The following is a 25,357-nucleotide window of genomic DNA, read 5'->3' on the forward strand; positions in this document are numbered from 1 at the left end:
GGTACGCACCAGTCATGCCAGAACGGCTCGCACGCAAACCGTGGTTCGGATACGGCCCCGGCTCGACCCTCGCCGAGGCCGACGAGATCGTGCGCGGGGTGGAGCACGCCGACCGCGCCGGACTCGACTTCTTCACCGTGTCCGACCACCCCTACTACGGCAGCCGGCTGGAAGCGTACGCCACCCTGGGACTGCTCCTCGGCCGCACCCGCGCCATCACCGGTGTCGTCACCGTCACCAATCTGCCGACCCGGCCGGTGCCCCTGCTGGCGCGCACGCTCAGCACCCTCTCCGCGCTCGCGCAGGGCCGTGTCGTCCTCGGTATCGGAGCCGGCGGCTACTGGGACGACATCGTGAGGTTCGGCGTGCCCCGGCTGGAGCCGGCCGCCGCCGTGCGCGCCCTGGAGGAGGCCATCGGCCTGGTCAGGTCGCTGTCCGGCGGCGGTGCGCCCGTCACCTTCGAGGGCGAGTTCACCCGGGTGGAGGCGCTCGACCCGGCCCCCGTGCCGGCCCCGCCGGTGTGGACCGGCTCGGTGGGGCCCAAGTCGCTGGCCGTCACCGGCCGCCGGGCCGACGGCTGGATACCCGGCAACGCGGCCGACTGGCGAAGCCCCCGCTACCAGGCCGCGCGGCGGATCGTCGAGGAGGCCGCCGTCGCCGCAGGCCGGGACCCCGCGGACATCGCCACCGTCTTCAACCTGCCGGCCCGCATCACCGACCGGCCCGTCGACGCGCCACGGGACGAGACCGGACGGTGGACCGGCGGCTCCGTCCGGCAGTGGATCGACGAACTGACCGAAGCGGTGCTGGAGCACGGCGCCTCCGGCTTCGTGTTCTTCGCGGCGGGCGATCCGTCCCGCACCAAGGGCCTGGAACGCTGGACGCAGGAGATCGTCCCGGCCGTACGCGAAGCCGTGGCCAAGGAACTGGGCTGACGCACCCCGTACCGCACCCCCGTACCGGACGCCTCTGCCCCGCCGCACTCCCCGCCTCCCCGGCCCGCGCCCCCTCCGGGAGGCACCGCGCCGGCCCGCCCGCCCGTGCCCCCACGCCAGTCCCCTGCACCCTCCCGCGTGAGCGCCACATGACGCCCCACGCGCCCCCCACATGCGAGTCCCTGCACCGCGCGCGCCGCGGCACCGCTCGACCAGGGCGGCCCCGCAGGCGTGCGCCGCACGTCGGTACGTCCCAGAAAGGGCCTTGGATGTCCAGAAGCCGAACCGGTCCGAGCCACTCCGACCGGCTGCCCCTCCGCCCGGCACTCGCGCTGCTCGCGCTGGCGTTCACCGCCACCGCCTGTTCCGGGGACGGCTCCGGCACCTCGGCCGGCGGCGCGGCCGGCGCGCCGCGCGACGGCGGCACCCTGGTGGTCGGCGCGGAGGCCGACCCCGCCTGCCTCGACCCGCAGCAGACCGGGCAGCTGGCCGCCGTGGACATCACCCGCTCCATGGTCGACACCCTCACCGACCAGGACCCGAAGACGGGCAAGATCGTGCCGTGGCTCGCCAGGTCCTGGAAGCGGAGCACCGACGGCCGCGACTTCACCTTCGTCCTGCGCGACGGCGCCACCTTCAGCGACGGCGAGCCCGTCGACGCCAAGGCCGTGAAGCTCACCTTCGACAACCTGATCAAGCAACCCGCCAACGGCGCCCCCGCCTACCTACGCGGCTACCAGGGCACCGCCGTCAAGGACGCGCACACCCTCACCGTCCGGTTCGACGCGCCCAACGCACAGTTCCTCCAGGCCACTTCGGGCGTCGGCCTGGGCATCCTGTCACCGGCCACCTTCGAGAAGTCCAACGCGCAGCGCTGCCGCGGCCAGTTCCACGGCTCCGGCCCGTACGTACTGGACCACTACACCGTCAACCAGGAAGTCGTCCTCAAACGGCGCAAGGACTACGCCTGGCCGTCCTCGCTGGACGACAACCGGGGCGCGGGCCACCTCGACGAGGTGAAGTTCACCTTCGTCTCCGAGGCGGGCGCCCGTACCAGCGCCCTCAGCTCCGGACAGGTCCAGGTCGCCAAGAGCGTCCAGCCCACCGACCAGGCGCAGTTCCAGGGCAACGGATTCCACCTGCTGTCCAAGCCCGCCCCCGGACTGGTGCCCCCGCTCTCCCTGAACCACGTCGGTGCCCTCGCCGACGAGAAGGTGCGCAAGGCGCTGCTGGTGGGCATCGACCGCAAGCAGCTCGTCGACACCGTCTTCAACTCCTCGTACAAGCCCGCCACCAGCGTCCTGGCCTCCACCACCCCGTACTACACCGACGACAGCGGCAAGCTGGGCTACGACCCGGCGGGCGCCGCGCGGCTGCTGGACGAGGCGGGATGGAAGAAGGGCGAGGGCGGCATCCGGGCCAGGAACGGCACACGGCTCACCCTGACCTGGCTGATCCCCGCACCGATGCCGCCGGTGGACGAGTACGTCCAGCAGCAGCTGCGCAAGCTGGGCGTGGACGTCAGACTCAAGGCCGTCCAGCCCGCCGCCTACGTCGAGCAGCAGCAGAAGGGGCGGTTCGACATCACCGCGGTCGCCGTGACCCGGGCCGACCCGGACGTACTGCGCAACATCTTCTACTCCAAGGGCTCCAACCTCTGGCACCTGCCGGCGAGCCGGCTCGACACCTACCTGGAGCAGCAGGCGTCCGCGACCGACGACAAGGCCCGCCGCGAGGCCGTCGCCAAGGCCACCGGCTGGATCCTCGACCACGCGGACACCGTCCCGCTCTACGAGGGCTCCCTGGTCCACGGCGTGTCCGACAAGGTGCACGGCCTGGCCCTGGACGCGTCGACCCGGCTGAACCTCCACGACGCGTGGCTCGGGTGACGCCGGTGCGACCTCCACGCAAGGCCGGCCCCACGCCGGGCGGCGCGCCATGACCCCCGCGCGGTACCTCGCGGGACGTGTGCTGCGCGCGCTGTTCGTCGTCTGGGCGGCCTTCACCCTCGCCTTCGCCGCCCTGCGGCTGCTGCCCGGCGACCCCGTCGCGCTCATGCTGAGCGGGCGCGGCGGGTTCGACACCCTCAGCCCGCGGGACATCGCCAGCGCCAAGGCCGAACTCGGCCTGGACCGGCCGCTTCCGGTGCAGTACGGCCACGCCCTCGTGGACGCCGTCCACGGTGACCTCGGCGCGTCGCTGCAGACCGGGCAGCCCGTCACCCGCATGATCGCCGACGCGCTGCCGTCCACGCTGGCCCTGGGCGGCACCGCCCTGGCGCTCGCGCTGACGGCCGGGGCCGCGCTGGCGGTCTCCGCCCACCTCGCGGTCTCCCCGGCGGTGCGGCAACTGCTGCGCTCCCTCCCCGCGTTCGCGGTCTCGCTGCCGTCGTTCGCGGTCGGACTGCTGCTGATCCAGCTGCTGTCGGTCAGGTGGCACCTCTTCCCGTCGCTGGGCGGCGCCGGGGCGGCCGGACTCGTCCTGCCCGCCTGCACCCTGGCCATCCCGGGCGCGGCGCTGGTGGCCCAGGTGCTCGGCAAGAGCCTGCACACCGTCCTGCGGGAACCGTACGCCGACACGGTCCGCGCCACCGGCGCGGGCCGGACCCGGCTGCTCCTCGGGCACGGGCTGCGCAACGCGGCCATCCCGGCGGTGACCGTCGTCGGCCTCCTGGTCGGCTACCTCATCGGCGGCGCGGTCGTGGTGGAGACCGTCTTCTCCCGGCCCGGCATGGGCCGGATCACCCAGGCCGCCGTCGCCACCCAGGACCTGCCCGTCGTCCAAGGGGTGGTCGTCCTGGCGTCGTCCGTCTTCGCCGTGGTGAACCTCGGCGTCGACCTGCTGTACCCGGTCCTCGATCCGCGGATCCGGGTGACCGGCCGGCTGGTGACGTCATGAGCGCGCACGGGACGGCACCCGGCGCCGTGGCCGACCGGACCCCGGCCGAGGACGCCGCGCCGGAGCCGTCCGGGTTCGGGGCCGTGGCCGGCCGCCGCCTGCGGGGCGCGATCGACGCCACGGTCCGGCACGTGCCGCGCTCGCCCGGGGCCGTCCTGTCCGTCCTGGTGCTCCTGCTGGTGCTGGGCTGGGCGGTCACGCCCGAGTGGTTCACCCGCCAGAGCCCCACCACCGGAGTACCGGCCGAGCGGTTCCGGCCGCCGGGCGGCGCACACCTCTTCGGTACCGACCAGCTCGGCCGGGACGTGTACGCCCGAGTGGTGCACGGGGCGTCCCTGTCGCTGCGGGCGACGGTTGTCGCCATCGCCGTGGCCCTGGTCGTCGGCATCCTGCTGGGCCTGGCCGCCGGATCCTTCGGCCGGTGGGCGGACGCGGTCATCATGCGGCTGGTCGAGGTGATGCTCTCGGTGCCGCCGGTCCTGCTGTCGCTGACCATCGTCGCCGCCATCGGTTTCGGCACCGTCCAGGTGGCCGTCGCCGTCGGTGTCACGAGCGTCGCCGCGTTCGCCCGGGTGATGCGGGCGGAGGTGCTGCGGGTGCGCACGGCCGGCTATGTCGAGGCCACGATCCTGCTGGGCTCCCGCTGGTGGCGCGTGCTGTTCCGCTACGTCCTGCCCGCCGCCGCCGGCCCCGTACTGGCCCTCGCCGCGCTGGACTTCGGGCTGGTCGTGCTGGCCGTCGCGAGCCTCAGCTTCCTCGGCTACGGGGAGCCGCCGCCCGCCCCGGAGTGGGGCGCCCTGGTCGCCGACGGCCGTAACTACCTCGCCACGGCGTGGTGGCTGACGACCCTGCCCAGCCTGGTCGTGACCGTCGTGGTCCTCGCCGCGAACCGGCTGTCGAGGATCCTGGAGACCCGAGGAGAACGCCCATGACCTCCGCACCGGCCGGGACGACCCGTCCCGAGGCCGTGTCGCAGGACACCCCGGTGCTGCGGATCACGGACCTGCGGGTCGCCTACCGCACGGGCGCCGGGACCCGGACCGCCGTCGACGGCCTCGGCCTGACGGCCGCGCCGGGCCGGATCACGGCCGTCGTCGGCGAGTCCGGCTCCGGCAAGAGCACCACCGCGCACGCCGTGATCGGCCTGCTGCCCCCGGGAGGCCGGGTGGAGCACGGTTCCGTCCGCCTGGAGGGCGAGGAACTGACCGGGCTGAGCGAGCGGGCGTGGCGGGACGTACGGGGCCGGCGCATCGGCTTCGTGCCCCAGGACCCCGGGGTGTCGCTGGACCCGGTCAAGCCGGTCGGCCGGCAGGTCGCCGAGGTGCTGCGCGTCCACCACCTGGCCACCGGGCGGGGCGCCGCGGAGCGGGCCGTCGACCTCCTCGCCGGGACGGGGCTGCCCGACCCCGCCCGGCGGTCCCGCCAGTACCCGCACGAACTGTCCGGCGGCATGCGCCAGCGCGTGCTCATCGCGATGGCGACCGCGGCCCGGCCCCGGCTGCTCGTCGCGGACGAACCCACCTCCGCCCTGGACGTGACGGTGCAGCGGCAGATCCTCGACCACCTGGAGGCACTCGCCGCGGACACCGGTACCGCCGTGCTGCTGATCACCCACGACCTGGGAGTGGTGGCCGACCGGGCCCAGCACGTGGTGGTGATGTCCCGGGCGAGGGTCGTGGAGGCCGGACCGACCCGCGAGGTGCTCACCGATCCACGGCACCCGTACACGCGCCGGCTGCTCGCCGACGTCCCCCGCCTCACTCCCCGCGCCCGCCCGGCCACCCCGCCGGCGCCACCGGCCACGGCGACCCCGCCCACGGCGGCGCCCCCGCCCCGACCGGCACCCGTACCGGCCCCCGTGCCCCGCGCGGCGTCCGCGACCGGCCCGTCCGGTGACCCACCGGATGCCAGCGTGCTGCTGCGGGTGCGCGGTCTCACCCTCTCCTTCCCGTTGCGCGGCCCCGGCCCCCGGCGCCGGCACCTCGCCGTCGACGGGATCGGCTTCGACGTCCCGCGCGGCCGCACCCTCGGCCTGGTCGGCGAGTCCGGCTCCGGCAAGTCCACCACCGCCCGCCTGGTGCTCGGCCTGCAACGGCCCGAGGCGGGCACCGTGGAGCTGGACGGCGTCGACGTCACCGCGGTACGCGGCGCGGCCCGGCGCCGCCTGCACCGCCGCGTCCAGCTCGTGCACCAGAACCCGTACGCCTCCCTCAACCCCCGCTTCACCGTCGAGGAACTGCTCACCGAGCCCCTGCGCAACCACCGCGTCGGCGACCGCGCGCAACGCGCCGCGACCGTACGGCGGCTGCTGGACGACGTCGCGCTGCCGGCGGACGTGCTGCGGCGCCGGGCCGCGGAGCTGTCCGGCGGACAGCGCCAGCGGGTGGCCATCGCCCGTGCCCTCGCCCTCGGCCCGGACCTGCTGGTCTGCGACGAACCGGTCTCCGCGCTCGACGTGACCGTGCAGGCGAGGATCCTGGAACTCCTGCTCGGACTCCAGGAACGCCACCAGATGGCCTATCTGTTCATCTCCCACGACCTGGCCGTCGTCGGACAGGTCAGCGACCGCGTCGCGGTCCTGCGCGCGGGACGCGTCGTCGAGGAAGGCGCCACCGACCGGGTCCTGCGCGCACCCCGGCACCCCTACACCCGCGAACTGCTGGCCGCCGTACCCGGACGGAGGCCCCCGCACACCCCGGACGCTCCCGACACCCCGGACGCCCTGGGGGAGGAACCGGGGGAGGAACCGGGGGACGAGCCGGGGGAAGCCGCCGCCCGCACCACGCACCGCCACGACCGCCCCACGGAGGACACCTCATGGAGCTAGGCCTCATCACCTTCGGCAGCCTGCTGCCCGACCCGGTCACCGGGACCGTCCTCAGCCAGCGGGAACGGCTGCGGGACGTCGTCCGGGCGGCGGCCGAGGCGGAGCGGCTCGGCTTCTCCTGGTACACCCTCGGAGAGCACCACTTCGGGGAGCGGGACGTCATCCCCTCCCCGGCACTCGTCCTGGCCGCGATCGCCGAACACACCTCCACCATCCGGCTGGCCACCGGCACCACCCTGGTCGCCAACCGGGACCCGGTACTCGTCGCGGAGGACTACGCGCTGCTGGACCTGCTGTCCGACGGGCGACTCGAAATGGTCGTCGGCGGTTCCTTCTTCCCCGAGCCGTACGCCGTCTTCGACCAGGCGCCCGAGTCCAAGGCGGCCCGCAAACGCGAGAACACCGAACTGCTGCTGCGGCTGTGGACCGAGGAACGGGTGACCTGGCAGGGACGGTTCCGTCCGCCCCTGGACGACGTGCTGGTGCAGCCGCGCCCCCTGCAGCCCCGGCCGCCGTTCTGGATCAGCGGGGGAGTGGGCTCGGAGTCGGTCGGACTGGCCGTCGACCACGGGCTGCCCCTGGTGGTCGGCACGACGGCGCGCCGCCCCGACGTCTTCGTCCCGGTGTTCGACTCCTACCGCGCGCTGTGGAAGGAGCGGCGGACCGGGCCCACGGGCCGGCTGGGCGCCGCCAGCCATGTCTTCGTCGCCGAGACCTCGCAGGAGGCCCGCGCCCGCTGGGCCCCCTACATCGAGACCTATCTGACGGTGCGGAAACCCGGCGACGTCGGGCCCCCGGCCCCGCCGGACTTCGACACCTACGTCGGCCCCGACGGCCCCGCGATCTGCGGCAGCCCCGCCGAAGTGGCCGACCGGCTCGGACGGTTGCAGGAGCTGTGGGGTCACGACCTGCACCTGCTCGCCATCGACGTCGGCGGCCTGCCGTACGCCGACGTCCAGGCGGCGACGGAACTCGTCGCCTCCGAGGTACTGCCCCAGGTGCGCACCCTGGGGCGGGACGACAGGGTGGCGGCCGGTGCTTGACGACGACGTCCGCGCACTCGCCCTCGCCCGGACCCTGGGCGTGTTCACCACGCTCATGCCGGACGGCGGACCGCAGACGAGCCTCGTGTGGCCGCACGCCGACCGGGAGCACATACTCGTCGGCACCAACACCTCGCGGCAGAAGTACCGCAACGTGATCGCCGACCCCCGCGTCAACATCCTGCTGCTCGACTCGGAGAACAGCCGCCGGTACATCGAGGTCCGGGCCCGGGTGGTGGACATCGAACCGGGCGAGGCCGCGCTGCGGCTGGCCCGCACCACCTTCGGCAAGTGGACCGGCAGCGAGCGGGTGCGGCAGGCCGAGGGCGAACGGGTGCTGCTCCGGCTGGAACCCGACCGCGTCCACCGCAAGGAATGAGCGCCGGCCGCCCCGGACACGCGCACCTCGCCCCACCCGCCGCGACGGCTCCGCCACCGCCCTGATCCGAGAGGAAGACCCCACATGACCGCTTCCCCCGCACCGCCTCCCGCACCGCCGTCCGCCGTCGTCGACGCCGGCTGGGTGCGGGAGCACCGCGGGCGGATCGTCCTGGCCGACGTCCGCTGGTACCTGGACGGCCGCGACGGACGCGAGGCCCACCTCGCCGGACATCTGCCCGGCGCCGTGTGGGTCGACGTGGACACCGTGCTCTCCGCGCCGCCCAGCGGGTCGGGCGGACGCCATCCGCTGCCCGACGAGCGGGACTTCGCGCGAGCGCTGGGCGCGCTGGGCATCGGCGACGACACGACGGTGGTCGCCTACGACGACAACGGCGGCGCCTACGCGGCACGGCTGGTGTGGCTGCTGCGCCGCACCGGAGGCCGGGCCGCCCTGCTGGACGGCGGTCTCCAGGCCTGGGACGGCGGCCTGGAGACCGGGCCGGTCGCCCCCGCGCCGGCGAGCCGCACCCCGGTGGCCTGGCCCAAGGAGCTCCTCCGGTCGGCCGACGAGGTCGAGGCGTCGCTCGCCGCGGGCACCGCCGTCGTCCTGGACGCCCGTGCCCCCGACCGGTACGCGGGCGCCACCGTGCTGCCCGGTGACGTGCGCTCCGGACACATCCCCGGCGCCCGCAGCGCCCCCTGGGCCGCCAACCTCACCGCCGAGGGCCGCTTCGCCCCGGCCGCACGGCTGGCCGCGCACTACGCGGCCCTCGGCGTCACCCCGGGCACCGACGTCGTCGTGTACTGCGGCAGCGGTGTCACCGCCTGCCACGACCTGCTGGCGCTGGAACTGGCCGGCGTGCCCACCGCGGCCCTCTACCCCGGCTCGTGGTCCGCCTGGTCGGCGGACACCTCGCGCGCCGTGGCGACGGGCGAGGAGCCGCGGTAACGCAGCCCCGGGCACGGCGGCCCCGGGCAGGGCCGGGGGCACACGGCCGCCGGATTCACCAGCCGGTGCCGAGCCGGGCCATCGGTTCGATCAACTCCCGTTCTTCGTAGGCCAGATGGGACAGCAGCGCGTCGGTGAGGAGGTCCACCGCCGCGCGCAGTCCCTCCGGGCGGGCGGCGGCACCCGGCCCGCCCCCGATCCGGGCGACCAGCTCACGGTCGACGCGCTCGATCACCCCGTGGATGGCGTGGTGCTCCTCGGTCAGCCGGTCGAGCACCGGCGCGAGCCGTGGGTCGCCCCGCCGCAGGTGCGGGAAGAGGTCCTGGTCCTCGCGGGTGTGGTGCACGGTCGTGATCCGGCAGTACGACGCGCAGTAGGCGCCCAGCGTCCAGGAGTTCTGCCGCAGGCTCAGCTCCTGGAGCCCCGACCGGGCGGCACCGGGGTCCAGGGTCTCCGCCAGCACCTCGTCGACGATCTCACGCAGCCGCGCCAGGTCCGCGCGCAGCTGGTCGTGGGCGGCGACCAGGTTCCTGGCGGGGGCCTGCCGCGCACGCGGGTAACGCCGCTCCGGATCGGGGGCGGGGCCGGTGGGCCGGTGCTCCTCGTCCCACAGCCGCTCCTCGCTCAGCCACTCGGCGGGCGCGGGTGTGGGCTCGACGAAGAGGGAGCGTCCGGCCGCCGCACCGTCCACCGCGGCCGGACGCTGCCGGGGCCGCGGCGCCGCGGCCGGCCCGGGGACGCCGGACGCGACCGACGCAACGGATGCGACGGACGCAACGGCCCCGGTGGACCGCGCGGCGGCCCCGGCGGACCGCTCGCGTGCCGCGTCGACCAGGGCGCGGGTGGCCGGGGCGACCTCCTCGCCGAAGACCCGCAGCAGCTCCGGGTGGTGCGCGGGCAGCAGATAGGCGCTGGTGCCCACCTCGACGGTGAGCGCGGCCAGTTGCTCGGGCCAGTCACGCGGACCGCCCCGGGGGAAGCCGCCCTCCGCGCCGAGCGAGAGGTTGTACAGCCGTCGTACGGCCTGCGGCTCCCGCCCCGCGGCCGCGGCCCCCTCGTCGACGAGCCGCTGGCCCGCGGCGAGGCGGGCCGGCGGCACATGCGGCACGCTGGGCAGCCAGCCGTCCGCCAGCTCGCCGGTCAGCCGCAGCATCCGGGGGCCCACCGCGCCGATCCACACGGAGATGCCGTGGGCGGGAGCGGGCCCGGCGGCGGCCCCGTCCAGCGCGTAGTGCTTTCCGTCGCTGCGTACCCGCCCACGGCCCGACCACAGGGCGCGCAGCACCCCGACCGCCTCCCGGGTGGCGGCCAGGGCCTCACCCGGGGTGCGCCGAGGGCCGCCCTCGGCGGCGATGTCGTCCCAGTACGCCCCCGCGCCGAGCCCGAGTTCGACCCGGCCGCCGCTGAGCAGGTCCAGGCTCGCGGCGGCGCGGGCCAGGGCGGCGGGCGGCCGCAGGGGGAGGTTGGCGACATTGGGGAAGACCCGGATCCGGGAGGTGACGGCGGCCATGCCCGCCAGCACCGTCCACGCGTCCAGGAACTCCGGCCGGTAGGGGTGGTCCGGCACGCTCACCAGGTCCAGCCCGGCCCGCTCCGCCGACCGGGCCGACGCCACGGCGTCGTGCGGCCGTCCGGAGGCAGGCACCAGTACGGCACCGAAGAGCAGGTCGTGCCCGTAGTCGGTCATGTGCGTGTCCCGTCCTCAGCTCGCGGCGGGGCCGCTGGTCTCGGGCCGCGGTCCCGCCGCGGCCGCCTTCGCCGGGGTGCGCCACAGTGCGCCCGGCCCGGAGAGCGCGGCCAGCGTGGCCACGCCCAGGGCGATCGCGGACATCACGAAGGCGGTGGTGTAGCCGGACTCCGCCGGCAGGCCGCTGCCGGCGAGGGTGTGGGAGGCCACCAGCGAGGCGGACACCTGCGCGCCCAGCGAGCCGCCGATGGTGCGCATGATCGTGTTGATGCCGGTCGCCTCACCGGTCTGCCGGGGGTCGACCGCGGCGACGACGAGGTTGGCGAGCGCCGCGAAGGCGAAGCCGACGCCGATGCCGAGGATGCCCGAACCGACGTACAGCGCCCACTCGGTGTCATGGGCCCCGGCGTACACGGCGAAGCCGACGACGCCGATCAGGCAGGCGAGGACGAGGGGCAGCTTGAAGCCGACGGCGGCACCGATGCGGCCCGCGAGCGGACTGGCGATCAGCATGGTGGCCGCCATGGGCACCATGAACAGTCCGGCTCCGGTGACCGAGGCGCCGAACCCGTAGCCGGCCTGCGGAGGTGTCTGGGCCAGCAGCGGCACCAGGGTGAACGCGCCGTACATCCCGAAACCGATGATGAGCGCGGTGGCATGGGAGGCCGCCACCGCCGGACGGCGCAGCAACTCGATGTCGATGAGCGGTTCGGACAGTCGCCGCTCCACCAGGACGAACACCGCGAGGAGCAGCACCGCCGCCACGAACAGAGCGATCACGCCCGCGGACGCCCAGCCCCAGGACTTGCCCTCACTGATCGCGAGCAGCAGGGCGACGACAGCCGCGCTGAGCAGGACGACACCGGTCCAGTCGATCCGCCCGGGGGAGCGGACGGGCGACTCCTCGACGAAGGCGACGACGGCGAGGACGCCCAGGACGATCACGACGAGGCCCAGCCAGAAGATCCAGTGCCAGTCCAGGGCGTCGACGATCGGGCCGGGAATGACGAGCCCGACGCCGAATCCGATCCCGAACGTCGAGCTGATGAGCCCGATGGCCACGGGCACGCGTTCGCGCGGGAACTGGTCGCGGACGATGCCGAACGCGAGGGGGAACGCGGCCGAGCCGACCCCCTGCACGGCGCGGGCGGCGATGAGCAGCCCGATCGAGTCCGACAGGGCCGCCAGCAGCGTCCCGACGGCGAACACGGTGAGGCTGGCGACCAGCACGCGCCGCTTGCCGAACATGTCGCCGACCCGGCCGAGCAGCGCGGTGGCCACCGAGGCCGTGAGGAGGAAGGCGCTGAGCACCCAGGAGACCACGGTGGTGCTCACGTCGAACTCCCGCCGCAGGTCCGGGAGCGCGGGCACGACCATCGTCTGCATCAGCGAGAAGGAGAGCACGGCGATCAGCAGGGCGGTGAACGGGGCCGCGACGCCCCGCCGCCCCTCCGTGACCGGCGGATGGGCCGGGGTGGTCGTCGGATCGGTCATGGAAAGGTCCTCCGCTCTGATCGGCGGGCACGGGGGCGCGGGCGGCCCGCGCGCCGAGCACCGGCACTCGCGAAATCGTGTCGTGTCGTAATGATTACATCGCGACATGCTTACGTCCAGTGGCTTTCCGTGGTTATGCTGCGCTCCATGAACGACGCCTCGGACTGCGGACCGCAGACCCCCCGGCCGGACACGGAGACCCGCCCGCCGAGCCTGCTCGCGCTGCCCTCCTACCTGGTCAGCCATGTCGCCCGGCTCGGCCACGACGTGCTGATCGCCGCGGTCGCGGAGCACGGCCTGAGGCTCCCGCACTTCGCCGCGCTCACGGCGCTCGCCGACTTCGGCCCGCTCCCGCAGCACGTCCTCGCCGACCGGCTCGCCCTCAACCGCAGCCATCTGGTCGGCTACCTCGACACCCTGGAGCAGCGGGACCTGGTCCGGCGCACCCGCGACCCCGCCGACCGCCGGCGCCAGGTCGTCGAGCTCACCCCCGGGGGCGAGGACCTGCAACGCCGGCTGCTGATCGTGGCCGAGCGTTCCCAGGAGGCCTTCCTGCACGACCTGTCCCCGGCCGAGCGCGCCACCCTGATCGCCCTGCTGCGCAAGGTCCTGGTCGCCGAGGACCACGGCGCGCGGACAGGAGGCTGAACCCGCACCCCGGCACACGCCGCCCGCCCCTCCCGGGACCGGGTCGATCTGACACGCTCCCGCAGCACGGCCTTCACGCGAGCCCGCCAGAATCGGGGGCGACTCCCCGTCCTGAACGAGAGGTCGTCGACCGATGGGCAATGGAACGCACTCCCTCGCCGGCAAAGTGGCCGTGGTCACCGGCGGGGCGGGAGGGATCGGCGTCGCCACCGTGGAGGCGCTGGCCACGGCCGGTGCGGACGTCGTACTCGCCGATGTCGCCGAGGCGCCGACCCGGGCCGCCGCAGCGGAACTCGCCGCCAAGGGCCTGTCGGTGGTCGGGCACACCGTCGACATCGCCTCGGAGGACAGCGTCAAGCGCCTGGTGGACTTCGCCGTGGACACCTTCGGCGGCATCGACGTGCTGGACAACAACGCGGCCCTGACCTCGGCGATCCGGCAGGACCGGGACGTGGTGTCGATGTCCGTGGAGCTGTGGGACGAGGTCCTCGCGGTCAACCTGCGCGGCCCCATGCTGCTGTGCAAGCACACCGTGCCGGTGATGATCGAGCGCGGCGGCGGCTCGATCATCAACATCACCAGCGGCCAGGGCCTGTCCGGGGACCGCGTGATGGTCGCCTACGGCAGCTCCAAGGGCGGACTGGTCGCGCTGACCCGTTTCGTGGCCGCCGCGTACGGCACGGACGGCATACGCTGCAACGCCGTCGCGCCCGGACTGGTGCGCACCCCGGCCCTGGAGGCGGACATGCCCGTACCGGTGCAGCGGATGTTCCAGAGCGCGAACCTCATCCCGCGACTGGGCACCCCGGACGACGTCGCCCACCTGGTGACCTTCCTCGCCTCCCCCGCCGCCTCCTTCATCACCGGGCAGGTGCTGTCCGTGGACGGCGGCTTCCTCTCCCACCTGCCCACGCTCTCGCCGCTGCCGCCGCGCTGAGGACGCGGCGGACCGGGCGCGTGCGGCCCCGGAGCGGGGCCGCACGACGAGAGGCTCCGCCGGACGGGACCGCTCACCCCACCCACGGTCCGATGCCGGCCTCGATCGAGGGTCCGTCCGCCGCTCCGGCCCAGGCGTAGTAGCCGTCGGGCCGCACCAGGGCCGCCTCCGGGGACCCGTCGCCGCCGTCCGCACGGCGGGCGAGGACCAGCCGCCCCCGCCGGCCCGCGGTGTCGAGCCCGGCCGGGGCGCCGGACTCCCCGTCAGGCGGCAGGACCAGGACGAACCGCCCTTCCCGCAGCGCCTCGTAGAGCCGTCCGCCCGCCAGCTCCAGGTCCGGCGCCCGTCTGCCCACCAGCGGGTGCGCCCCGCGCGCGGCGGGGTAGAAGTGGCCGATTCCGGTGATCTCTCCCACCGCCTGCCGCGTCACCGGCCGCACATGGGTGACCACCAGCTTGCGAACCGTGCGCAGCGCGATCTCCAGCGGGTTGTGCGCCATGGCCAGCCGGAGGTTGAGCCCGCTGCTGCGCAGCACCGCCCGGCCGATCGGATGGCGCTCACTGTGGTAGGTGTCCAGCAGCGCGTCGGAGGCCCAGCCGCCGAGCACCGCCGCCAGCTTCCAGCCGAGGTTCACGGCGTCCTGGAGGCCGGTGTTCATCCCCTGTCCGCCGGCCGGCGAGTGCTGGTGGGCGGAGTCGCCGGCCAGCAGCACGCGGCCCACCCGGTACCTGGGCACCTGGCGCTCGTCGCTGTGGAAGCGGGAGATCCAGCGCGGGTCGTGCATGCCGAAGTCGGAGCCGAAGGCACGCTCGATGAGGGAGCGCAGCTCCTCGAACGCGACCGGGGAGTCGTCGGGTTCCCCCCGGTGGGCCCGGTCCCAGCCGCCGACCCGCCAGTAGCCGTCGCCGAACGGGGCGATGAAGCCGAAGGCGTCGCCCGTGCCGTGCACCTGCACCACCAGGCTGGGCCGCTCGGTGAACTTCACGTCGGCGAGCGCCACCGACCGGATCACCACCTTCCCCGGGAACGGGAGGCCGAGAGCCTGGCGCACCGCGCTGCGCGTGCCGTCCGCGCCGACCAGATAGCGGGCCCGCACGGTCGACTCGCCCCCCGCGTCGCGCACCGACACGGTGACACCCCCGCCGTCCTGGGAGAGACCGAGCACCTCGGTCCCGTAGCGGATGACCGCACCGTTCTCCAGGGCCCGGCGCAGCAGCAGCTTCTCCACCTCGTACTGAGGGGTGACCAGCAGGAAGGGGAAACGCGAGGGCAGCGCGCCGATGTCGAACGGTATCGCCCCGAACAGCCGCAGCTCGCGGATGACCTGCCCGGTGGCGACCAGTTCGTCGGCGAGACCGCGGGCGTCGAGGAGTTCGAGGGTGCGGGCGTGGACACCGAAGGCACGGGTCAGGTTGCTGATGCCTTCCGGGCGCTTCTCGACCACCACCACGTCCGCGCCGGCCGCCGCGAGGTCTCCGGCGAGGAGCAGCCCGGTGGGACCGGCCCCGGCCACCACGACCGAGTGCGGGCCGGGGGACGTCGCCCCGGCGCCGTCGACGGCAGAGGACTGAGAGGTGTGCGACATCCGCAACTCGCTTCCTGGGAGAGGGAATCGGGCTCCGGCCCCGGGCCGCCGCGCCGGGGAGCGGACGTACCGGCCTCCGGCCGTGTCCATCCTGCACCGCGGGTGTGAAGCCGATACTGCGGCAGCATGTCGGACCGGTCGCCGGTGCGGCTCCCGTCGCGGCCGTACGGCGCGTTCGGCGCAGCCCGCGCATTCCCCCGCCGGCCGGCCTCCGTGACCGGCCGGCGATAAACCCGTGAGCACGTCAGAAGGTCCCGCAGAACCACAGATCGATGACTATGTAATGCACCTTCATGAACCCGCAACGATGTATTTACGACAGAAGTCTTTGAATGGACTACAAGCGACCGATAAATTTTCGAGCGCAGGTTCGACATCCACGCTGACCGGATGAGCCGGGGGAGGCCATGGGTCCATACTCATCAGCGGTGAAGCCGGAGCACCATCCGCCCATCGAGCGCGTCACACGCGGACCGCAGACCGTGCTGGAGGACATGCCGGGGCCGGCGCGCACGGTGCCCGCCCCTGCGGCCGGCTGGCAGATCCTCCTGGTGGAGAGCGACTCCGCCGACGCCGAGTCCCTGGCGGCAGGACTGCGCAGGCACGGCCACGAGGTCACCCACGCGGCCCTCGGCGTCGCCGCCCTCGAAGCCCACGAGGACGCGGATCTGATCCTCCTCGACCTGGAGCTCCCGGATCTCGACGGGCTGGAGGTGTGCAAGAGCATCCGCTCCGTCAGCTGTGTGCCGCTGCTCATCGTCACCGGCCGCGGCTCCGAACTCGACCGTGTGCTCGGGCTTCAGGCCGGCGCGGACGACTACCTCGTCAAGCCGTACGGATTCCGCGAACTGATGGCACGCATCGAGGCCGTCATGCGCCGCACCCGGTCCTCGCGCACCGTCGACCGGGAAATCACGCACGGCCCCCTGCACATCGACGTGAATGCGCGGCAGGTCAGCCTGGGCGGCCGTGGTGTGGGGCTGACCCGAAAGGAATTCGACCTCCTCTGCATTCTCGCCTCGCACCCCGACACCGTGATTCCCAGAAAACGGCTGCTGCAGCAGGTGTGGGGCGATTCCTGGTCGAGGCGAACCGTCGACACGCACGTCAGCAGCCTCCGCACCAAGCTCGGTGACAGCGACTGGATCATCACGGTCCGGGGCGTCGGCTTCAAACTGGGCACCGGCTGCTCCGTCTGACGTGGCGGCACCCGGGGTTCCGGCGTACGACCCGGTTCGCCGCCGTCTTCTGCAACAGCCCGTAGGCCAGGACCGGCAGGAGCAGGTGGGGCTTGTCGGGCAGCGTGGTGGTGATCAGGACGGCGCTCGCGCTGCTGTTGTTCATGCCGCAGGCCAGCGTGAGGGACGACGCCGCCGGGGCGTCCAGCCTCAGCAGGCGTGCGGCGCCGTGGCCGAGGGCGAAGGACAGCAGGCAGACCAGCGTCGCCACGGTCAGCGCGGCGGCGAGCAGCAGCGGTCGCGGGCGTGCCAGGAAGGAACCGAGGGCGCCGCTGGCGTTGACGTAGGTCAGGAGGAGGGAGCCGGCCAGGGCGGTGGGCACGACGACGCCGAGCACCCGGCCGAGCAGCGGCGCGGGCAGTGCCAGGCGGCACAGAATGCCGGCCGCGCACGGCAGGACGACGCCGAGCAGGGCGAAACCGCCGTGGGCGTCCGCGATCCTGCTGAGCGTGGACCCGTAGCCGCCGCCGAGCAACGGCAGCAGCGTGCCGATGACCAGGGGGGTGGTGAGCGGGCTGAGGAGGGTGGAGGCGAGGACGAGTCCCACCATGGTCGGCTGGTCGCCGTCGCCCTTGCCGGTCCACACGGTGGCTCCGGCGGCGACGGGCATCGTCACGATCAGGATCATCGCGGTGACGAGGCCGCTCCCGCCGTCGGTGTCGGGAGTCCGGCGCAGCAGGAACGCGACGGCGGGGATGGCCAGCAGGGGGATCGACAGGTGCAGGGCCAGCCCGGCCAGCAGGGCGACCGGGCGCCGCAGCAGGGTGCCCAGCGCGCCCAGGGGGACCTGGAGTCCGGCCGAGAGGAGTACCGAGGAGAGCAGGAGCTGCGGGATGGGTAACGGCAGGGCGTGCCCCCAGCCGAGCGGCAGCGCGTGAGCCCGGCGCAGCCACAGTCCGGGCCCCGGCAGGAGCAGTGCGGCGGCGTAGGCCAGCACGACCGCGCGGCCCAGCCGGCGCCGCAGCCAGCCCGTGGCCCGATCGGTCAGTGGTGGGGCGGCAGTTCGGGTGTACAAGGCGGCCCTCTTCCGTCACTTCTTGCTGTGGGGGTCCGGCGGCACGATCGCTCCCCACGGCGTGGGAGCCGTCTGGAACGCCGGCGGTGTACGGGGCCGGGTGCACGGGACCGGGAGCCCGCCGGCTTCGTCGTCACCGAAGAGTCATGAGGTCAGCGGCAGGGCACCCAGGCGCCGGTTGGCGAGCCACCGTGCCACGGTCGCGGACTGCCGAGGAGCAGGGCGAGGGCGGCGGCTATCGCCGCGTGGTCGCCGGGGAAGGACCGGTCGGGCCGGTCGGCGGCCGGGTACGGGGAGCTGGTCATGGGGGCCTTCCGTGCGGAACAGGCGCACAGGGCACCCGTAACCAAACGACTACAGCGAGGTAGACCGTCTACCGAACTGTAGACGAACGGCGGCCGGTACGCGTCCCGAGCGGTGCACCCGTGCACCGGACCCTGCCGCGACAGCGTGCGCCTCGGCGGCGGCTCCGCCTGACCGGCGGGTCGGGTACTCCCAGGGCCCGGCGACCGCACCCGGTGTCAGCGTCCGGGCGCGTTCCACAGCTCCCTGAGCTCTGCCCATCGCGGCCGCGGACCGTGCAGGGCCGCGGGCTGACCGGGCTCCGGGGTGCGCAGCCCGGCGAAGACCAGGTCGAGGTAGCGCAGGTGCAGCGCGGCGGCGCGCTCGCCGGTGACGGGGATCCGCGGGGTGAGGTGTTCGAGCAGCAACGGGATGTCGGCGGAGCTGAAGTCGGCGCGCAGCACGCCCGCCCGGTGCGCGCCGTCCACCAGGTCGTCCAGGGCCGCGCGCAACTGCTGCGCGGCGGCCAGCACCTCGTCGGTGGCGGGCAGCCGGCCACCGACCAGGGGCAGGAGCGGCCCGCCCGCCCCCTGGTCGGTCAACGCGTCACGGAGGAAGCGCACCAGGGCGGCCCAGGGGTCGGGCTCCTCGGCGAGTGCGGTCCGCGCCTGCGCGACGAGTTGTTCCATCCCCGCGATCCGCATGCGCTGGGCCAGCAGCTCCTTGCTGGGGTAGCGGCGGTAGAGGCTGCCCATGCCGATGCCGGCCCGGCGGGCGATCTCGGAGACGGGGGCGTCCCAGCCGCGTTCGGCGAAGACCTCGCGCGCGGCCCGGAACAGGCGGGTGTCGTTACGGTCCGCCTCCCGCCTGCGGCCCCGCGGTTTGCCTGTGTACGTGTCACCCATGACGCGGCATTCTCCCTCAGGGGCGTCCCACGCCGTGCCCGCCGTCGACGGTGACGACGGCCCCGGTGACGAACCCGGCGTCCTCCCCGGCGAGCATGGCGATCGCCCGGGCCACGTCCTGCGGTTCCGCCACCCGTCCGAGCGGCGTGTGTTCGGCCAGGCGCTGCTGGAACTCCTGCGGCTGCCCGGCGCTGGCCTCGGTGCGCACGAAGCCGGGCGCCACGACGTTGACGTTGACGCCGAGCGGACCGGCCTCGTAGGCGACGAAGCGTGCGAAGGTGTTCAGCGCGGCCTTGGCGGTGCCGTGCGCGGTCATGCCCACGGTGGGCGGGCCGTCGGCGACGGCGCTGGAGACGTACACGATCCGCCCCCCGCCCTTGGCGCCCATGACGGCCAGCGCCCGCTGGGTGAGGGTGTAGACGGACGCGAGTTCGTTCGTCACCTTCGCGTGGAAGTCCTCCCAGGTGAGGCGGGGGAGCGGGGTGGGGGTGAAGCGGGCGCCGGCGTTGCAGACGAGGACGTCCAGGCGCCCGTCGACCGTGGCGCGCTCCAGCAGTTCGGCCGCCTGGCGGGGGTCGTGCACATCGGCCCGCACGGCGAAGGCTTCGCCGCCGTCCGCCTCGATCTGCTTGACCACCCGGTCGGCGGCCTCCCGGTTCGCGAAGTAGTTGACGGCCACGCGGTACCCACGGGCCGCCAGCTCGCGCGAGGTGGCCGCGCCGATGCCCCGGCTGCCGCCCGTGACCAGGGCGGTCGGCTGGCTCGTCGTCGTCATGTGTCCTCCGGTCGGCGGATCGGTGTCCTGCGCGTCCACGCTATCGGAGCGGAGCGCTCCGTTCAAAATGGAGGGACCGAGGAAGCGGCGGAATGATCGCTGTCGGCGCCGTGTTGCCCATGGGCATGAGCGAAGCAGTAGTGGCGAGCGCCTACGGCGGTCCTGAGGTCCTGTCAGTCATCGACGTGGCCGTCCCGGAGCCCGGGCCCGGTCAGGTGCGCATCGCGGTGCGAGCCGTGGGTGTGAATCCCTTCGACTACAAGATGTACAGCGGCGCCTTCGGGGCCGATCCGGCGAAGCTGCCGCTGCGGCTGGGCAGCGAGGCGGCCGGTGTCGTCACCGCGGTCGGCGCCGACGCGACCGGCCCCGCGGGTCCCGTCCGGGTGGGCGACGAGGTGATCGTCTACCGCGCGCCGGGCGCGTACGCCGCGGAACTCCTCGTCCCGGCCTCGTCCGTGGTGCCGAAGCCGGCCGCGCTGTCCTGGGAGCAGGCCGGCGGGCTGATGGTCGCCGGCGTGACAGCCGTCCACGTCCTCGAAGCGGTCGCACTCGCCAAGGGCGAGACGGTGCTGGTCCACGGGGCCGCGGGAGGGGTCGGGCTGGTGGTCGTCCAGCTGGCCGTGGCACGGGGCGCCACCGTCGTCGCGACGGCGAGCCCCGCCAAGCACGAGCTGCTGAGGGAACTGGGCGCGGTCCCGGTCGCGTACGGGCCCGGTCTGGCGGACCGCGTGCGCGCGGCGGCGCCGGAGGGGATCCAGGCGGCGGCCGACCTGGTGGGCACCGACGAGGCGGTCGACGTCTCCCTGGAACTCGTGGCCGACCGCTCCCGCATCGCCACCATCGCGGCCTTCGAGCGCGGGGCCGAGGCCGGGATCAAACTCCTCGGCGGCGGGCCCGGCGCCGACCCCGGCACCGCGATCAGGCAGGCCGCCCGCCTCCAGCTCACCGAGGCCGCGGCAGCGGGACGACTGCGCATCCTGATCGCGTCCAGCCACCCGCTGCGGGAGGCTGCCGCCGCCCATCGCGAGAGCATGGCCGGCCGCACCACCGGGAAGATCGTCCTTCTGCCGTAACTCGTCTGCTTCCCGTCCATGTGGGCCGCCTCGGCCGCTCGCCCGCGCGATGACCGCTTCCGGCGGGAACCGGTTCAGCTCGCGGGCGCAGCACCGAGGCGAACCCGCTCCCCGGCCCGGCCGGCCGCTCTGCCGCCGGGCACCCTCAGCGGCACGGCCGGCCCGGTCCGGCCTGCTGCGACGGGCGGAGGCAGCCACGCCAGCGTGAGCGCTGAGGCGAACCCACTCCTCGGTCCCGCCGGCCGTTCTGCTGCCGGGCATCCTCGGCGGCACGGCAGGCCCCGTCCGACCCGCTGCGACGGACGGGGGTGGTGTTCACTCGGCTGCGATGTTCGCCGGGCTCGTCACGATCGCCTGGGCGACGACGTCGAAGAGGTGGTCCGCCCGTGGTGCGAGCGAGGGCTGGTCGCCGAGCCACGCCAGCGCCGCCACCAGCGCGAACAGATCGGCACCGTCGACATCGGTCCGTGCCGCGCCCGCGGCCTGCGCGCGTGCGAGGAGTCGCGCCCCGGCCGCGCGCAGGATGACGCACGAAGCGTGGAGCGCGGACTCGGTGTCCTCGATGGCGGCAGCCATCAGCACGGTCACGCCACGGTACTCGGTCGTCCACGCGACGCAGTCCCGCAGCCACGAAAGGAGAGCGTCCCGGGGCGAGCCGGAGGTTTCGAGCGCGTCCGCCTTCGCCGTCAGCTCGTCGAAGCTCGTGCGCAGCAGGGCGTCGAGCAGCGCCTCGCGCGTCGGGAAGTGCCGCAGCAGCGTCGCGAGTCCGACATCGGCCCTGCGCGCGATGTCGCGCAGCGACACGTCGACGCCCTGCTCGGCGATGGCGGCGCCCGCTGTCGCGAGCAGGTGGTCGCGGTTCTTCCTGGCGTCGGCCCGCATGTGTCCCTCTTGACTATCCGGATCAGTGGTCCATATATTCGGATCAGTGGTCCGCTTATGTGGACCGCTGATCCGAATAGCGTATCCCGCGGCGCGGTCAGGAGAAGACGATGCCGACACACACGATGAGGGCGGTCCGGCTCCATGAGCACGGCGGCCCCGAGGTGCTGCGTTACGACGAGGTGCCGCTCCCCGTACCGGGGCCGGGCGAGGTGCTGGTCCGCGTGCACGCGGTCGGCGTCAATCCTCCCGACTGGTACCTGCGCGGCGGGCTCACCACGATGCCCGGGGACAGGGGGGCGACGGTGAGCCTGCCGGTGATTCCCGGGACGGACGTGTCGGGCGTCGTCGAGGCCGTCGCCGCGGACGTGGACGGCCTCGGCGTGGGTGACGAGGTCTTCGGCCTCCTGCGTTTCCCCAGCTTCCACGGCAGCGCGTACGCCGAGTACGTGGCCGCTCCCGCGTCGGACCTCGCACGCAAGCCGGCCGGCATCGACCACGTGCACGCCGCCGGAGCGCCCATGGCCGGGCTGACGGCGTGGCAGTTCCTGATCGAGCTGGGCCACGACCACCCCTCGCCCTTCCAGGACGCACGGCACCGCCCGACGGCACTCGGCCCCGGCACGACGGTACTCGTCAACGGCGCCGCGGGCGGTGTGGGGCACCTCGCCCTGCAACTGGCGAAGTGGAAGGGCGCCCGGGTCGTCGCGGTGGCGTCGGGCGCACACGAGTCGTTCCTCCGAGAACTCGGCGCCGACCGGTTCATCGACTACACCAGGAGCCGTGCCGAGGAACTCGTGCACGACGTCGATCTCGTCCTCGACACCGTCGGCGGCCCCGGCAGCAGGCGTCTCCTGCGCACACTCAAGCGTGGCGGCGCCCAGTTCCCCGTGCTCCCCGGGGAGTTCGACGAGGAGGAGACCGCGAAACTGGGCGTCACGGTCTCCAGCACCCAGGTCCGCTCCAACGGTGCGCAGCTCGCCGAACTGGCGCGCCTGCTCGACGCGGGCACGGTCCGCGTCGCGATCGACAGCACGTACGCGCTGGCCGATGCCCGGGCGGCGCACGAACGCGCGGCCCGGGGGCACATCCAGGGAAAGATCGTACTCACGGTCGTTCAGTGACGAGGGGCCCCGCGCCACAGGGCAGCCCGGGGCGGGTGTGATGCCGCCCGCCCGGGCGGTTCCCGGCACCGCGCGAGACGGCGAGCAGCGGCCCGGCCCGTGGACGGGCCCGCCGGGTCACTGCCGGAAACGTGGCGAAGGGGGGCCGGGCCCGGGGGCCGTGCGGGAGGGCCGGTCCATGCCTGGAAGACTGAGGGGTATGGATATCGCTCGCAGGAACAACGTCGCCGTCACCGGCAACCCTCACGGGCGTGCCGTGGTGCTGGCCCACGGGTTCGGCTGCGACCAGAACATGTGGCGACTGACGCTGCCCGCACTGGTCGAGGACTACCGGGTGGTGCTCTTCGACTACGTCGGTTCGGGCCGCTCGGACCTGTCCGCGTTCTCGGAGGACCGCTACGGCTCTCTGCACGGCTACGCCCGGGACGTGGCGGAGGTGTGCGAGGCGCTCGACCTGCGGGACGCGGTGTTCGTGGGGCACTCGGTGAGCGCCATGATCGGGGTGCTGGCCGCGGAGGCGGCTCCGGAGCGCATCGGGGCACTGGTGATGGTCGCTCCGTCTCCGCGGTACATCGACGACGAGGGGTACCGGGGCGGGTTCAGCGCGCAGGACATCGACGAACTGCTGGCGTCGCTGGAGTCCAACTACCTGGGCTGGTCGGCCGTGATGGCGCCGGTCATCATGGGCAACCCGGACCGCCCCGAGCTCGGCGAAGAACTCAGGAACAGCTTCTGCGCCACCGACCCGGACATGGCGCGCGTCTTCGCCCGCACCACGTTCCTGTCGGACTCACGGGACGACCTGAAGAGCGTGCGGGTGCCGACCCTGGTGCTCGAATGCAGCGAGGACGCCATCGCCCCCCGGGAGGTCGGCGCCTTCGTCCACCGGGCGATCCCGGGGTCGACGCTGGTGACCCTGGAGGCGACCGGGCACTGCCCGCACCTGTCCGCGCCCGAAGCCACCAACGAGGCGATCCGGAGCTTCCTGGCCGGCCTGCGGTGATGTGCCGCACCGGGCAGCAGCCCGACCCCCACGACCCCTACGACCCCCACGACGCCGACGACGAGAGGGCGGCGGACGCGGCCTTCGCCGCACTGCTGGAGGACAGCGCCGAGGAGTTGTACGAGAAGGCGCCCTGCGGATACCTCTCCACGCTGATGGACGGCACCGTCGCCAAGATCAACGCCACCCTGCTGGCCTGGCTGGGTCTGGAGCGGGAGGCGGTGGTGGGCCGGATGCGCTTCACCGACCTGCTGACCGTCGGCGGGAAGCTGTACCACGAGACGCATTTCGCTCCGCTGCTGCGCATGCAGGGCGAGATCAGCGGGATCGCCCTGGAGATCAAGCGGACCGACGGCGACCGGATACCGGTGCTGGTCTCCTCGGTGGTCAAACGCGGCGGCAACGGCGAGCCCCAGCTGATCCGCACCACCGTCTTCGACGCCAGGGACCGCCGGGCCTACGAAGAGGAACTGCTGCGCGGCCGGCGAGCGGCCGAAGCGGCACGCAGACAGGCGGAGGCCGACCGCGCCCGGTTGCAGGACGCCCTGGCCGTGCTCCAGCAGTCACTGCTGCCCGACACGCTGCCCTCCATACCCGGTGTGGAGACGGCCGGCCACTACCACACGGCCTCTCCCGACCGGCTCGGAGGCGACTTCTACGACGTCTTCCCCCTCGACGGCACACGCTTCGCCTTCTTCCTCGGCGACGTGTGCGGCAAGGGACCCCAGGCCGCCGCGGTCACCTCACTCACCCGCTACACCCTGCGCGCCGCCGCCCTGCACGACCCCGACCCCGTCTCCGCTCTGACCACCCTCAACAAGGTGCTCCACGAGCGCTACGCCGGCAGCGGCGACCCGCGCTACTGCACCGCCGTCTTCGGCACCCTCGACCCCGACCCGGCGACCGGGCGGCTCACCGTCCACCTCGCCTCGGGCGGTCACCCGCCGGTCATCGTGCTGCGGGCCGACGGCACCGCCGGCTTCCTGCCCACCCCCGGCGGCCTGCTCGTCGGCGTACTGCCCAGCGCGCGTTTCACGCCCGCCACGACGGTCCTCACGCCCGGCGACACCCTGCTGCTCTACACCGACGGTCTCACCGAAGCCCGTACCGGCCCCGACCGCACCAGCCTGTACGGGGACGAGGCGCTCCTGGCCTTCACCGCCGGCCACGGCGGCAAGCCGCCCCACGCCGTGATCGAGGCCCTCACCGGCCTGCTGGACAGCTTCGGCGACGGCCTCGACGACGACACCGCCCTGCTCGCCCTCGGCGTCCCAGCCCCCGGCCACCCGACGAGAAACACACGATGAGCCCGCTGAAGATCACCACCCGAGACGCCCCGACCGGTCCTGTTCTGGAGATCTTCGGCGAGCTCGACTACGCCAACGCCGGCGAGCTGCGCGAACGCATCGCCGCTCTCACCCTCCGGCCCGGCCAGCGTTTGGTCCTGGACCTGGGCGGCATGCGGTTCTGCGACTCCAGCGGCATCACCGCCCTGATCGCCGCACGCAGCCACGCCCAGGCCGCCGGGGCCGGCATCGCGCTGGCGGCCGTACCCGCCAACACCCTGCGGGTCCTGCGCATCGTCGGCCTCGACCAGATCTTCGCCCTGCACCCGGACAGCGACACCGCCGTCCGTTCCTGAGACCCCGGCGGACGGGCTCGCGCACACCGCCGGC

24 protein-coding genes are annotated in these 25,357 nt (G+C 73.8%); 16 read left to right on the top strand and 8 right to left on the bottom strand.

The annotated features are described in order from the left end of the window. The first annotated feature begins 14 nt into the window (after positions 1 to 14). The 8 genes from ACZ5DC_RS24400 (at position 15) to ACZ5DC_RS24435 (ending at position 9,033) form a co-directional block, all read left to right on the top strand. Entirely contained in the window at positions 15 to 935 is a 921-nt protein-coding gene (locus ACZ5DC_RS24400; RefSeq protein ID WP_468655912.1) for an LLM class flavin-dependent oxidoreductase, read from the top strand. Positions 936 to 1,204: 269 nt separating this feature from the next. After that, entirely contained in the window at positions 1,205 to 2,824 is a 1,620-nt protein-coding gene (locus ACZ5DC_RS24405; protein WP_468655914.1) for an ABC transporter substrate-binding protein, read from the top strand. A 49-nt stretch (positions 2,825 to 2,873) separates the two neighbouring features. Next, positions 2,874 to 3,833: an ABC transporter permease gene (locus ACZ5DC_RS24410; protein ID WP_468655916.1), complete on the top strand. Its 960-nt coding sequence runs from the start codon at positions 2,874 to 2,876 to the stop codon at positions 3,831 to 3,833. Continuing rightward, entirely contained in the window at positions 3,830 to 4,765 is a 936-nt protein-coding gene (locus tag ACZ5DC_RS24415) for an ABC transporter permease (protein ID WP_468655918.1), read from the top strand. The genes ACZ5DC_RS24410 and ACZ5DC_RS24415 overlap by 4 nt, the downstream gene beginning before the upstream one ends. Next, positions 4,762 to 6,660 (top strand): dipeptide ABC transporter ATP-binding protein, encoded by a 1,899-nt coding sequence (locus ACZ5DC_RS24420; protein ID WP_468655920.1) that lies wholly within the window; start codon positions 4,762 to 4,764, stop codon positions 6,658 to 6,660. Before ACZ5DC_RS24415 ends, ACZ5DC_RS24420 begins: the two co-directional genes overlap by 4 nt. Continuing rightward, complete coding sequence (locus ACZ5DC_RS24425) at positions 6,651 to 7,703, top strand: LLM class flavin-dependent oxidoreductase (RefSeq protein ID WP_468655922.1); 1,053 nt, start codon at positions 6,651 to 6,653, stop codon at positions 7,701 to 7,703. The genes ACZ5DC_RS24420 and ACZ5DC_RS24425 overlap by 10 nt, the downstream gene beginning before the upstream one ends. Next, positions 7,696 to 8,082 (top strand): TIGR03618 family F420-dependent PPOX class oxidoreductase, encoded by a 387-nt coding sequence (locus tag ACZ5DC_RS24430; RefSeq protein ID WP_468655924.1) that lies wholly within the window; start codon positions 7,696 to 7,698, stop codon positions 8,080 to 8,082. The genes ACZ5DC_RS24425 and ACZ5DC_RS24430 overlap by 8 nt, the downstream gene beginning before the upstream one ends. An 84-nt stretch (positions 8,083 to 8,166) precedes the next feature. Continuing rightward, on the top strand, positions 8,167 to 9,033 hold the full coding sequence (locus ACZ5DC_RS24435) for a sulfurtransferase (RefSeq protein WP_468655925.1): 867 nt from the start codon (positions 8,167 to 8,169) through the stop codon (positions 9,031 to 9,033). Between the two features lie 55 nt (positions 9,034 to 9,088). On the opposite strand, the gene ACZ5DC_RS24440 is transcribed toward ACZ5DC_RS24435, so the two are convergent. Both ACZ5DC_RS24440 and ACZ5DC_RS24445 read right to left on the bottom strand, forming a co-directional pair. After that, the gene (locus ACZ5DC_RS24440) at positions 9,089 to 10,720 is read right to left on the bottom strand and encodes an LLM class flavin-dependent oxidoreductase (protein WP_468655927.1); all 1,632 of its coding nucleotides are present in this window, start codon (positions 10,718 to 10,720) and stop codon (positions 9,089 to 9,091) included. 15 nt (positions 10,721 to 10,735) lie between these two features. After that, positions 10,736 to 12,214 carry an MFS transporter gene (locus tag ACZ5DC_RS24445; RefSeq protein ID WP_468655929.1) on the bottom strand — a complete coding sequence of 493 codons (1,479 nt, stop codon included), beginning with the start codon at positions 12,212 to 12,214 and terminating at the stop codon, positions 10,736 to 10,738. 147 nt (positions 12,215 to 12,361) lie between these two features. Between ACZ5DC_RS24445 and ACZ5DC_RS24450 the strand changes: the two genes are divergently transcribed. Then, positions 12,362 to 12,862 (top strand): MarR family winged helix-turn-helix transcriptional regulator, encoded by a 501-nt coding sequence (locus ACZ5DC_RS24450; protein WP_468655931.1) that lies wholly within the window; start codon positions 12,362 to 12,364, stop codon positions 12,860 to 12,862. 133 nt (positions 12,863 to 12,995) lie between these two features. Continuing rightward, complete coding sequence (locus ACZ5DC_RS24455; protein WP_468655933.1) at positions 12,996 to 13,799, top strand: SDR family NAD(P)-dependent oxidoreductase; 804 nt, start codon at positions 12,996 to 12,998, stop codon at positions 13,797 to 13,799. Positions 13,800 to 13,872: 73 nt separating this feature from the next. Here ACZ5DC_RS24455 and ACZ5DC_RS24460 read toward each other — a convergent pair whose 3' ends face one another. After that, positions 13,873 to 15,384, bottom strand: a complete 1,512-nt coding sequence (locus tag ACZ5DC_RS24460) for an FAD-dependent oxidoreductase (RefSeq protein ID WP_468655935.1) — start codon at positions 15,382 to 15,384, stop codon at positions 13,873 to 13,875. A gap of 494 nt (positions 15,385 to 15,878) precedes the next feature. Here ACZ5DC_RS24460 and ACZ5DC_RS24465 point away from each other — a divergent pair, with 494 nt between their 5' ends. Next, entirely contained in the window at positions 15,879 to 16,583 is a 705-nt protein-coding gene (locus ACZ5DC_RS24465) for a response regulator transcription factor (RefSeq protein ID WP_468656110.1), read from the top strand. Here ACZ5DC_RS24465 and ACZ5DC_RS24470 read toward each other — a convergent pair. The 4 genes from ACZ5DC_RS24470 to ACZ5DC_RS24485 form a co-directional block, all read right to left on the bottom strand. Beyond that, positions 16,555 to 17,637: a bile acid:sodium symporter family protein gene (locus tag ACZ5DC_RS24470; protein WP_468655937.1), complete on the bottom strand. Its 1,083-nt coding sequence runs from the start codon at positions 17,635 to 17,637 to the stop codon at positions 16,555 to 16,557. The two genes, ACZ5DC_RS24465 and ACZ5DC_RS24470, sit on opposite strands and share 29 nt — an antisense overlap. Positions 17,638 to 17,789: 152 nt before the next feature. Beyond that, positions 17,790 to 17,942 (bottom strand): hypothetical protein, encoded by a 153-nt coding sequence (locus tag ACZ5DC_RS24475; protein ID WP_468655939.1) that lies wholly within the window; start codon positions 17,940 to 17,942, stop codon positions 17,790 to 17,792. A 216-nt stretch (positions 17,943 to 18,158) separates the two neighbouring features. Next, a complete protein-coding gene (locus ACZ5DC_RS24480; RefSeq protein WP_468655941.1) occupies positions 18,159 to 18,824 on the bottom strand; it encodes a TetR/AcrR family transcriptional regulator in 666 nt (221 codons plus the stop codon). Positions 18,825 to 18,840: 16 nt separating this feature from the next. Beyond that, on the bottom strand, positions 18,841 to 19,599 hold the full coding sequence (locus ACZ5DC_RS24485; protein ID WP_468655943.1) for an SDR family NAD(P)-dependent oxidoreductase: 759 nt from the start codon (positions 19,597 to 19,599) through the stop codon (positions 18,841 to 18,843). A 140-nt stretch (positions 19,600 to 19,739) separates the two neighbouring features. Here ACZ5DC_RS24485 and ACZ5DC_RS24490 point away from each other — a divergent pair, with 140 nt between their 5' ends. Further along, entirely contained in the window at positions 19,740 to 20,672 is a 933-nt protein-coding gene (locus ACZ5DC_RS24490) for a quinone oxidoreductase family protein (protein WP_468656112.1), read from the top strand. 315 nt (positions 20,673 to 20,987) lie between these two features. Here the strand turns inward: ACZ5DC_RS24490 and ACZ5DC_RS24495 are convergent, their stop codons facing one another. After that, on the bottom strand, positions 20,988 to 21,554 hold the full coding sequence (locus ACZ5DC_RS24495; RefSeq protein WP_468655945.1) for a TetR/AcrR family transcriptional regulator: 567 nt from the start codon (positions 21,552 to 21,554) through the stop codon (positions 20,988 to 20,990). A 110-nt stretch (positions 21,555 to 21,664) separates the two neighbouring features. On the opposite strand from ACZ5DC_RS24495, the gene ACZ5DC_RS24500 reads away from it, so the two are divergent. The 4 genes from ACZ5DC_RS24500 to ACZ5DC_RS24515 all read left to right on the top strand — a co-directional run bounded on the left by ACZ5DC_RS24500 (position 21,665) and on the right by ACZ5DC_RS24515 (position 25,323). Next, positions 21,665 to 22,678, top strand: coding sequence for an NADP-dependent oxidoreductase (locus ACZ5DC_RS24500; RefSeq protein WP_468655947.1), 1,014 nt, complete (start codon positions 21,665 to 21,667; stop codon positions 22,676 to 22,678). Positions 22,679 to 22,877: 199 nt separating this feature from the next. Next, on the top strand, positions 22,878 to 23,681 hold the full coding sequence (locus tag ACZ5DC_RS24505; RefSeq protein ID WP_468655949.1) for an alpha/beta fold hydrolase: 804 nt from the start codon (positions 22,878 to 22,880) through the stop codon (positions 23,679 to 23,681). Beyond that, positions 23,681 to 24,988, top strand: a complete 1,308-nt coding sequence (locus ACZ5DC_RS24510; RefSeq protein WP_468655951.1) for a PP2C family protein-serine/threonine phosphatase — start codon at positions 23,681 to 23,683, stop codon at positions 24,986 to 24,988. The genes ACZ5DC_RS24505 and ACZ5DC_RS24510 overlap by 1 nt, the downstream gene beginning before the upstream one ends. After that, positions 24,985 to 25,323 carry an STAS domain-containing protein gene (locus ACZ5DC_RS24515; protein ID WP_468655953.1) on the top strand — a complete coding sequence of 113 codons (339 nt, stop codon included), beginning with the start codon at positions 24,985 to 24,987 and terminating at the stop codon, positions 25,321 to 25,323. The genes ACZ5DC_RS24510 and ACZ5DC_RS24515 overlap by 4 nt, the downstream gene beginning before the upstream one ends. Positions 25,324 to 25,357: the final 34 nt, after the last annotated feature.

This window comes from Streptomyces sp. NPDC031445 (assembly GCF_055581365.1).

Excerpts from the sequence above, each read along its gene's own strand:
- ACZ5DC_RS24445 (WP_468655929.1), bottom strand. The coding sequence starts at position 12,214 with ATGACCGATCCGACGACCACCCCGGCCCATCCGCCGGTCACGGAGGGG.
- ACZ5DC_RS24400 (WP_468655912.1), top strand. The coding sequence starts at position 15 with ATGCCAGAACGGCTCGCACGCAAACCGTGGTTCGGATACGGCCCCGGC.
- ACZ5DC_RS24425 (WP_468655922.1), top strand. The coding sequence starts at position 6,651 with ATGGAGCTAGGCCTCATCACCTTCGGCAGCCTGCTGCCCGACCCGGTC.
- ACZ5DC_RS24410 (WP_468655916.1), top strand. The coding sequence starts at position 2,874 with ATGACCCCCGCGCGGTACCTCGCGGGACGTGTGCTGCGCGCGCTGTTC.
- ACZ5DC_RS24450 (WP_468655931.1), top strand. The coding sequence starts at position 12,362 with ATGAACGACGCCTCGGACTGCGGACCGCAGACCCCCCGGCCGGACACG.
- ACZ5DC_RS24505 (WP_468655949.1), top strand. The coding sequence starts at position 22,878 with ATGGATATCGCTCGCAGGAACAACGTCGCCGTCACCGGCAACCCTCAC.
- ACZ5DC_RS24460 (WP_468655935.1), bottom strand. The coding sequence starts at position 15,384 with ATGTCGCACACCTCTCAGTCCTCTGCCGTCGACGGCGCCGGGGCGACG.
- ACZ5DC_RS24420 (WP_468655920.1), top strand. The coding sequence starts at position 4,762 with ATGACCTCCGCACCGGCCGGGACGACCCGTCCCGAGGCCGTGTCGCAG.
- ACZ5DC_RS24510 (WP_468655951.1), top strand. The coding sequence starts at position 23,681 with ATGTGCCGCACCGGGCAGCAGCCCGACCCCCACGACCCCTACGACCCC.
- ACZ5DC_RS24475 (WP_468655939.1), bottom strand. The coding sequence starts at position 17,942 with ATGACCAGCTCCCCGTACCCGGCCGCCGACCGGCCCGACCGGTCCTTC.
- ACZ5DC_RS24500 (WP_468655947.1), top strand. The coding sequence starts at position 21,665 with ATGCCGACACACACGATGAGGGCGGTCCGGCTCCATGAGCACGGCGGC.
- ACZ5DC_RS24455 (WP_468655933.1), top strand. The coding sequence starts at position 12,996 with ATGGGCAATGGAACGCACTCCCTCGCCGGCAAAGTGGCCGTGGTCACC.
- ACZ5DC_RS24405 (WP_468655914.1), top strand. The coding sequence starts at position 1,205 with ATGTCCAGAAGCCGAACCGGTCCGAGCCACTCCGACCGGCTGCCCCTC.
- ACZ5DC_RS24480 (WP_468655941.1), bottom strand. The coding sequence starts at position 18,824 with ATGGGTGACACGTACACAGGCAAACCGCGGGGCCGCAGGCGGGAGGCG.
- ACZ5DC_RS24485 (WP_468655943.1), bottom strand. The coding sequence starts at position 19,599 with ATGACGACGACGAGCCAGCCGACCGCCCTGGTCACGGGCGGCAGCCGG.
- ACZ5DC_RS24495 (WP_468655945.1), bottom strand. The coding sequence starts at position 21,554 with ATGCGGGCCGACGCCAGGAAGAACCGCGACCACCTGCTCGCGACAGCG.
- ACZ5DC_RS24465 (WP_468656110.1), top strand. The coding sequence starts at position 15,879 with ATGCCGGGGCCGGCGCGCACGGTGCCCGCCCCTGCGGCCGGCTGGCAG.
- ACZ5DC_RS24515 (WP_468655953.1), top strand. The coding sequence starts at position 24,985 with ATGAGCCCGCTGAAGATCACCACCCGAGACGCCCCGACCGGTCCTGTT.
- ACZ5DC_RS24435 (WP_468655925.1), top strand. The coding sequence starts at position 8,167 with ATGACCGCTTCCCCCGCACCGCCTCCCGCACCGCCGTCCGCCGTCGTC.
- ACZ5DC_RS24415 (WP_468655918.1), top strand. The coding sequence starts at position 3,830 with ATGAGCGCGCACGGGACGGCACCCGGCGCCGTGGCCGACCGGACCCCG.
- ACZ5DC_RS24440 (WP_468655927.1), bottom strand. The coding sequence starts at position 10,720 with ATGACCGACTACGGGCACGACCTGCTCTTCGGTGCCGTACTGGTGCCT.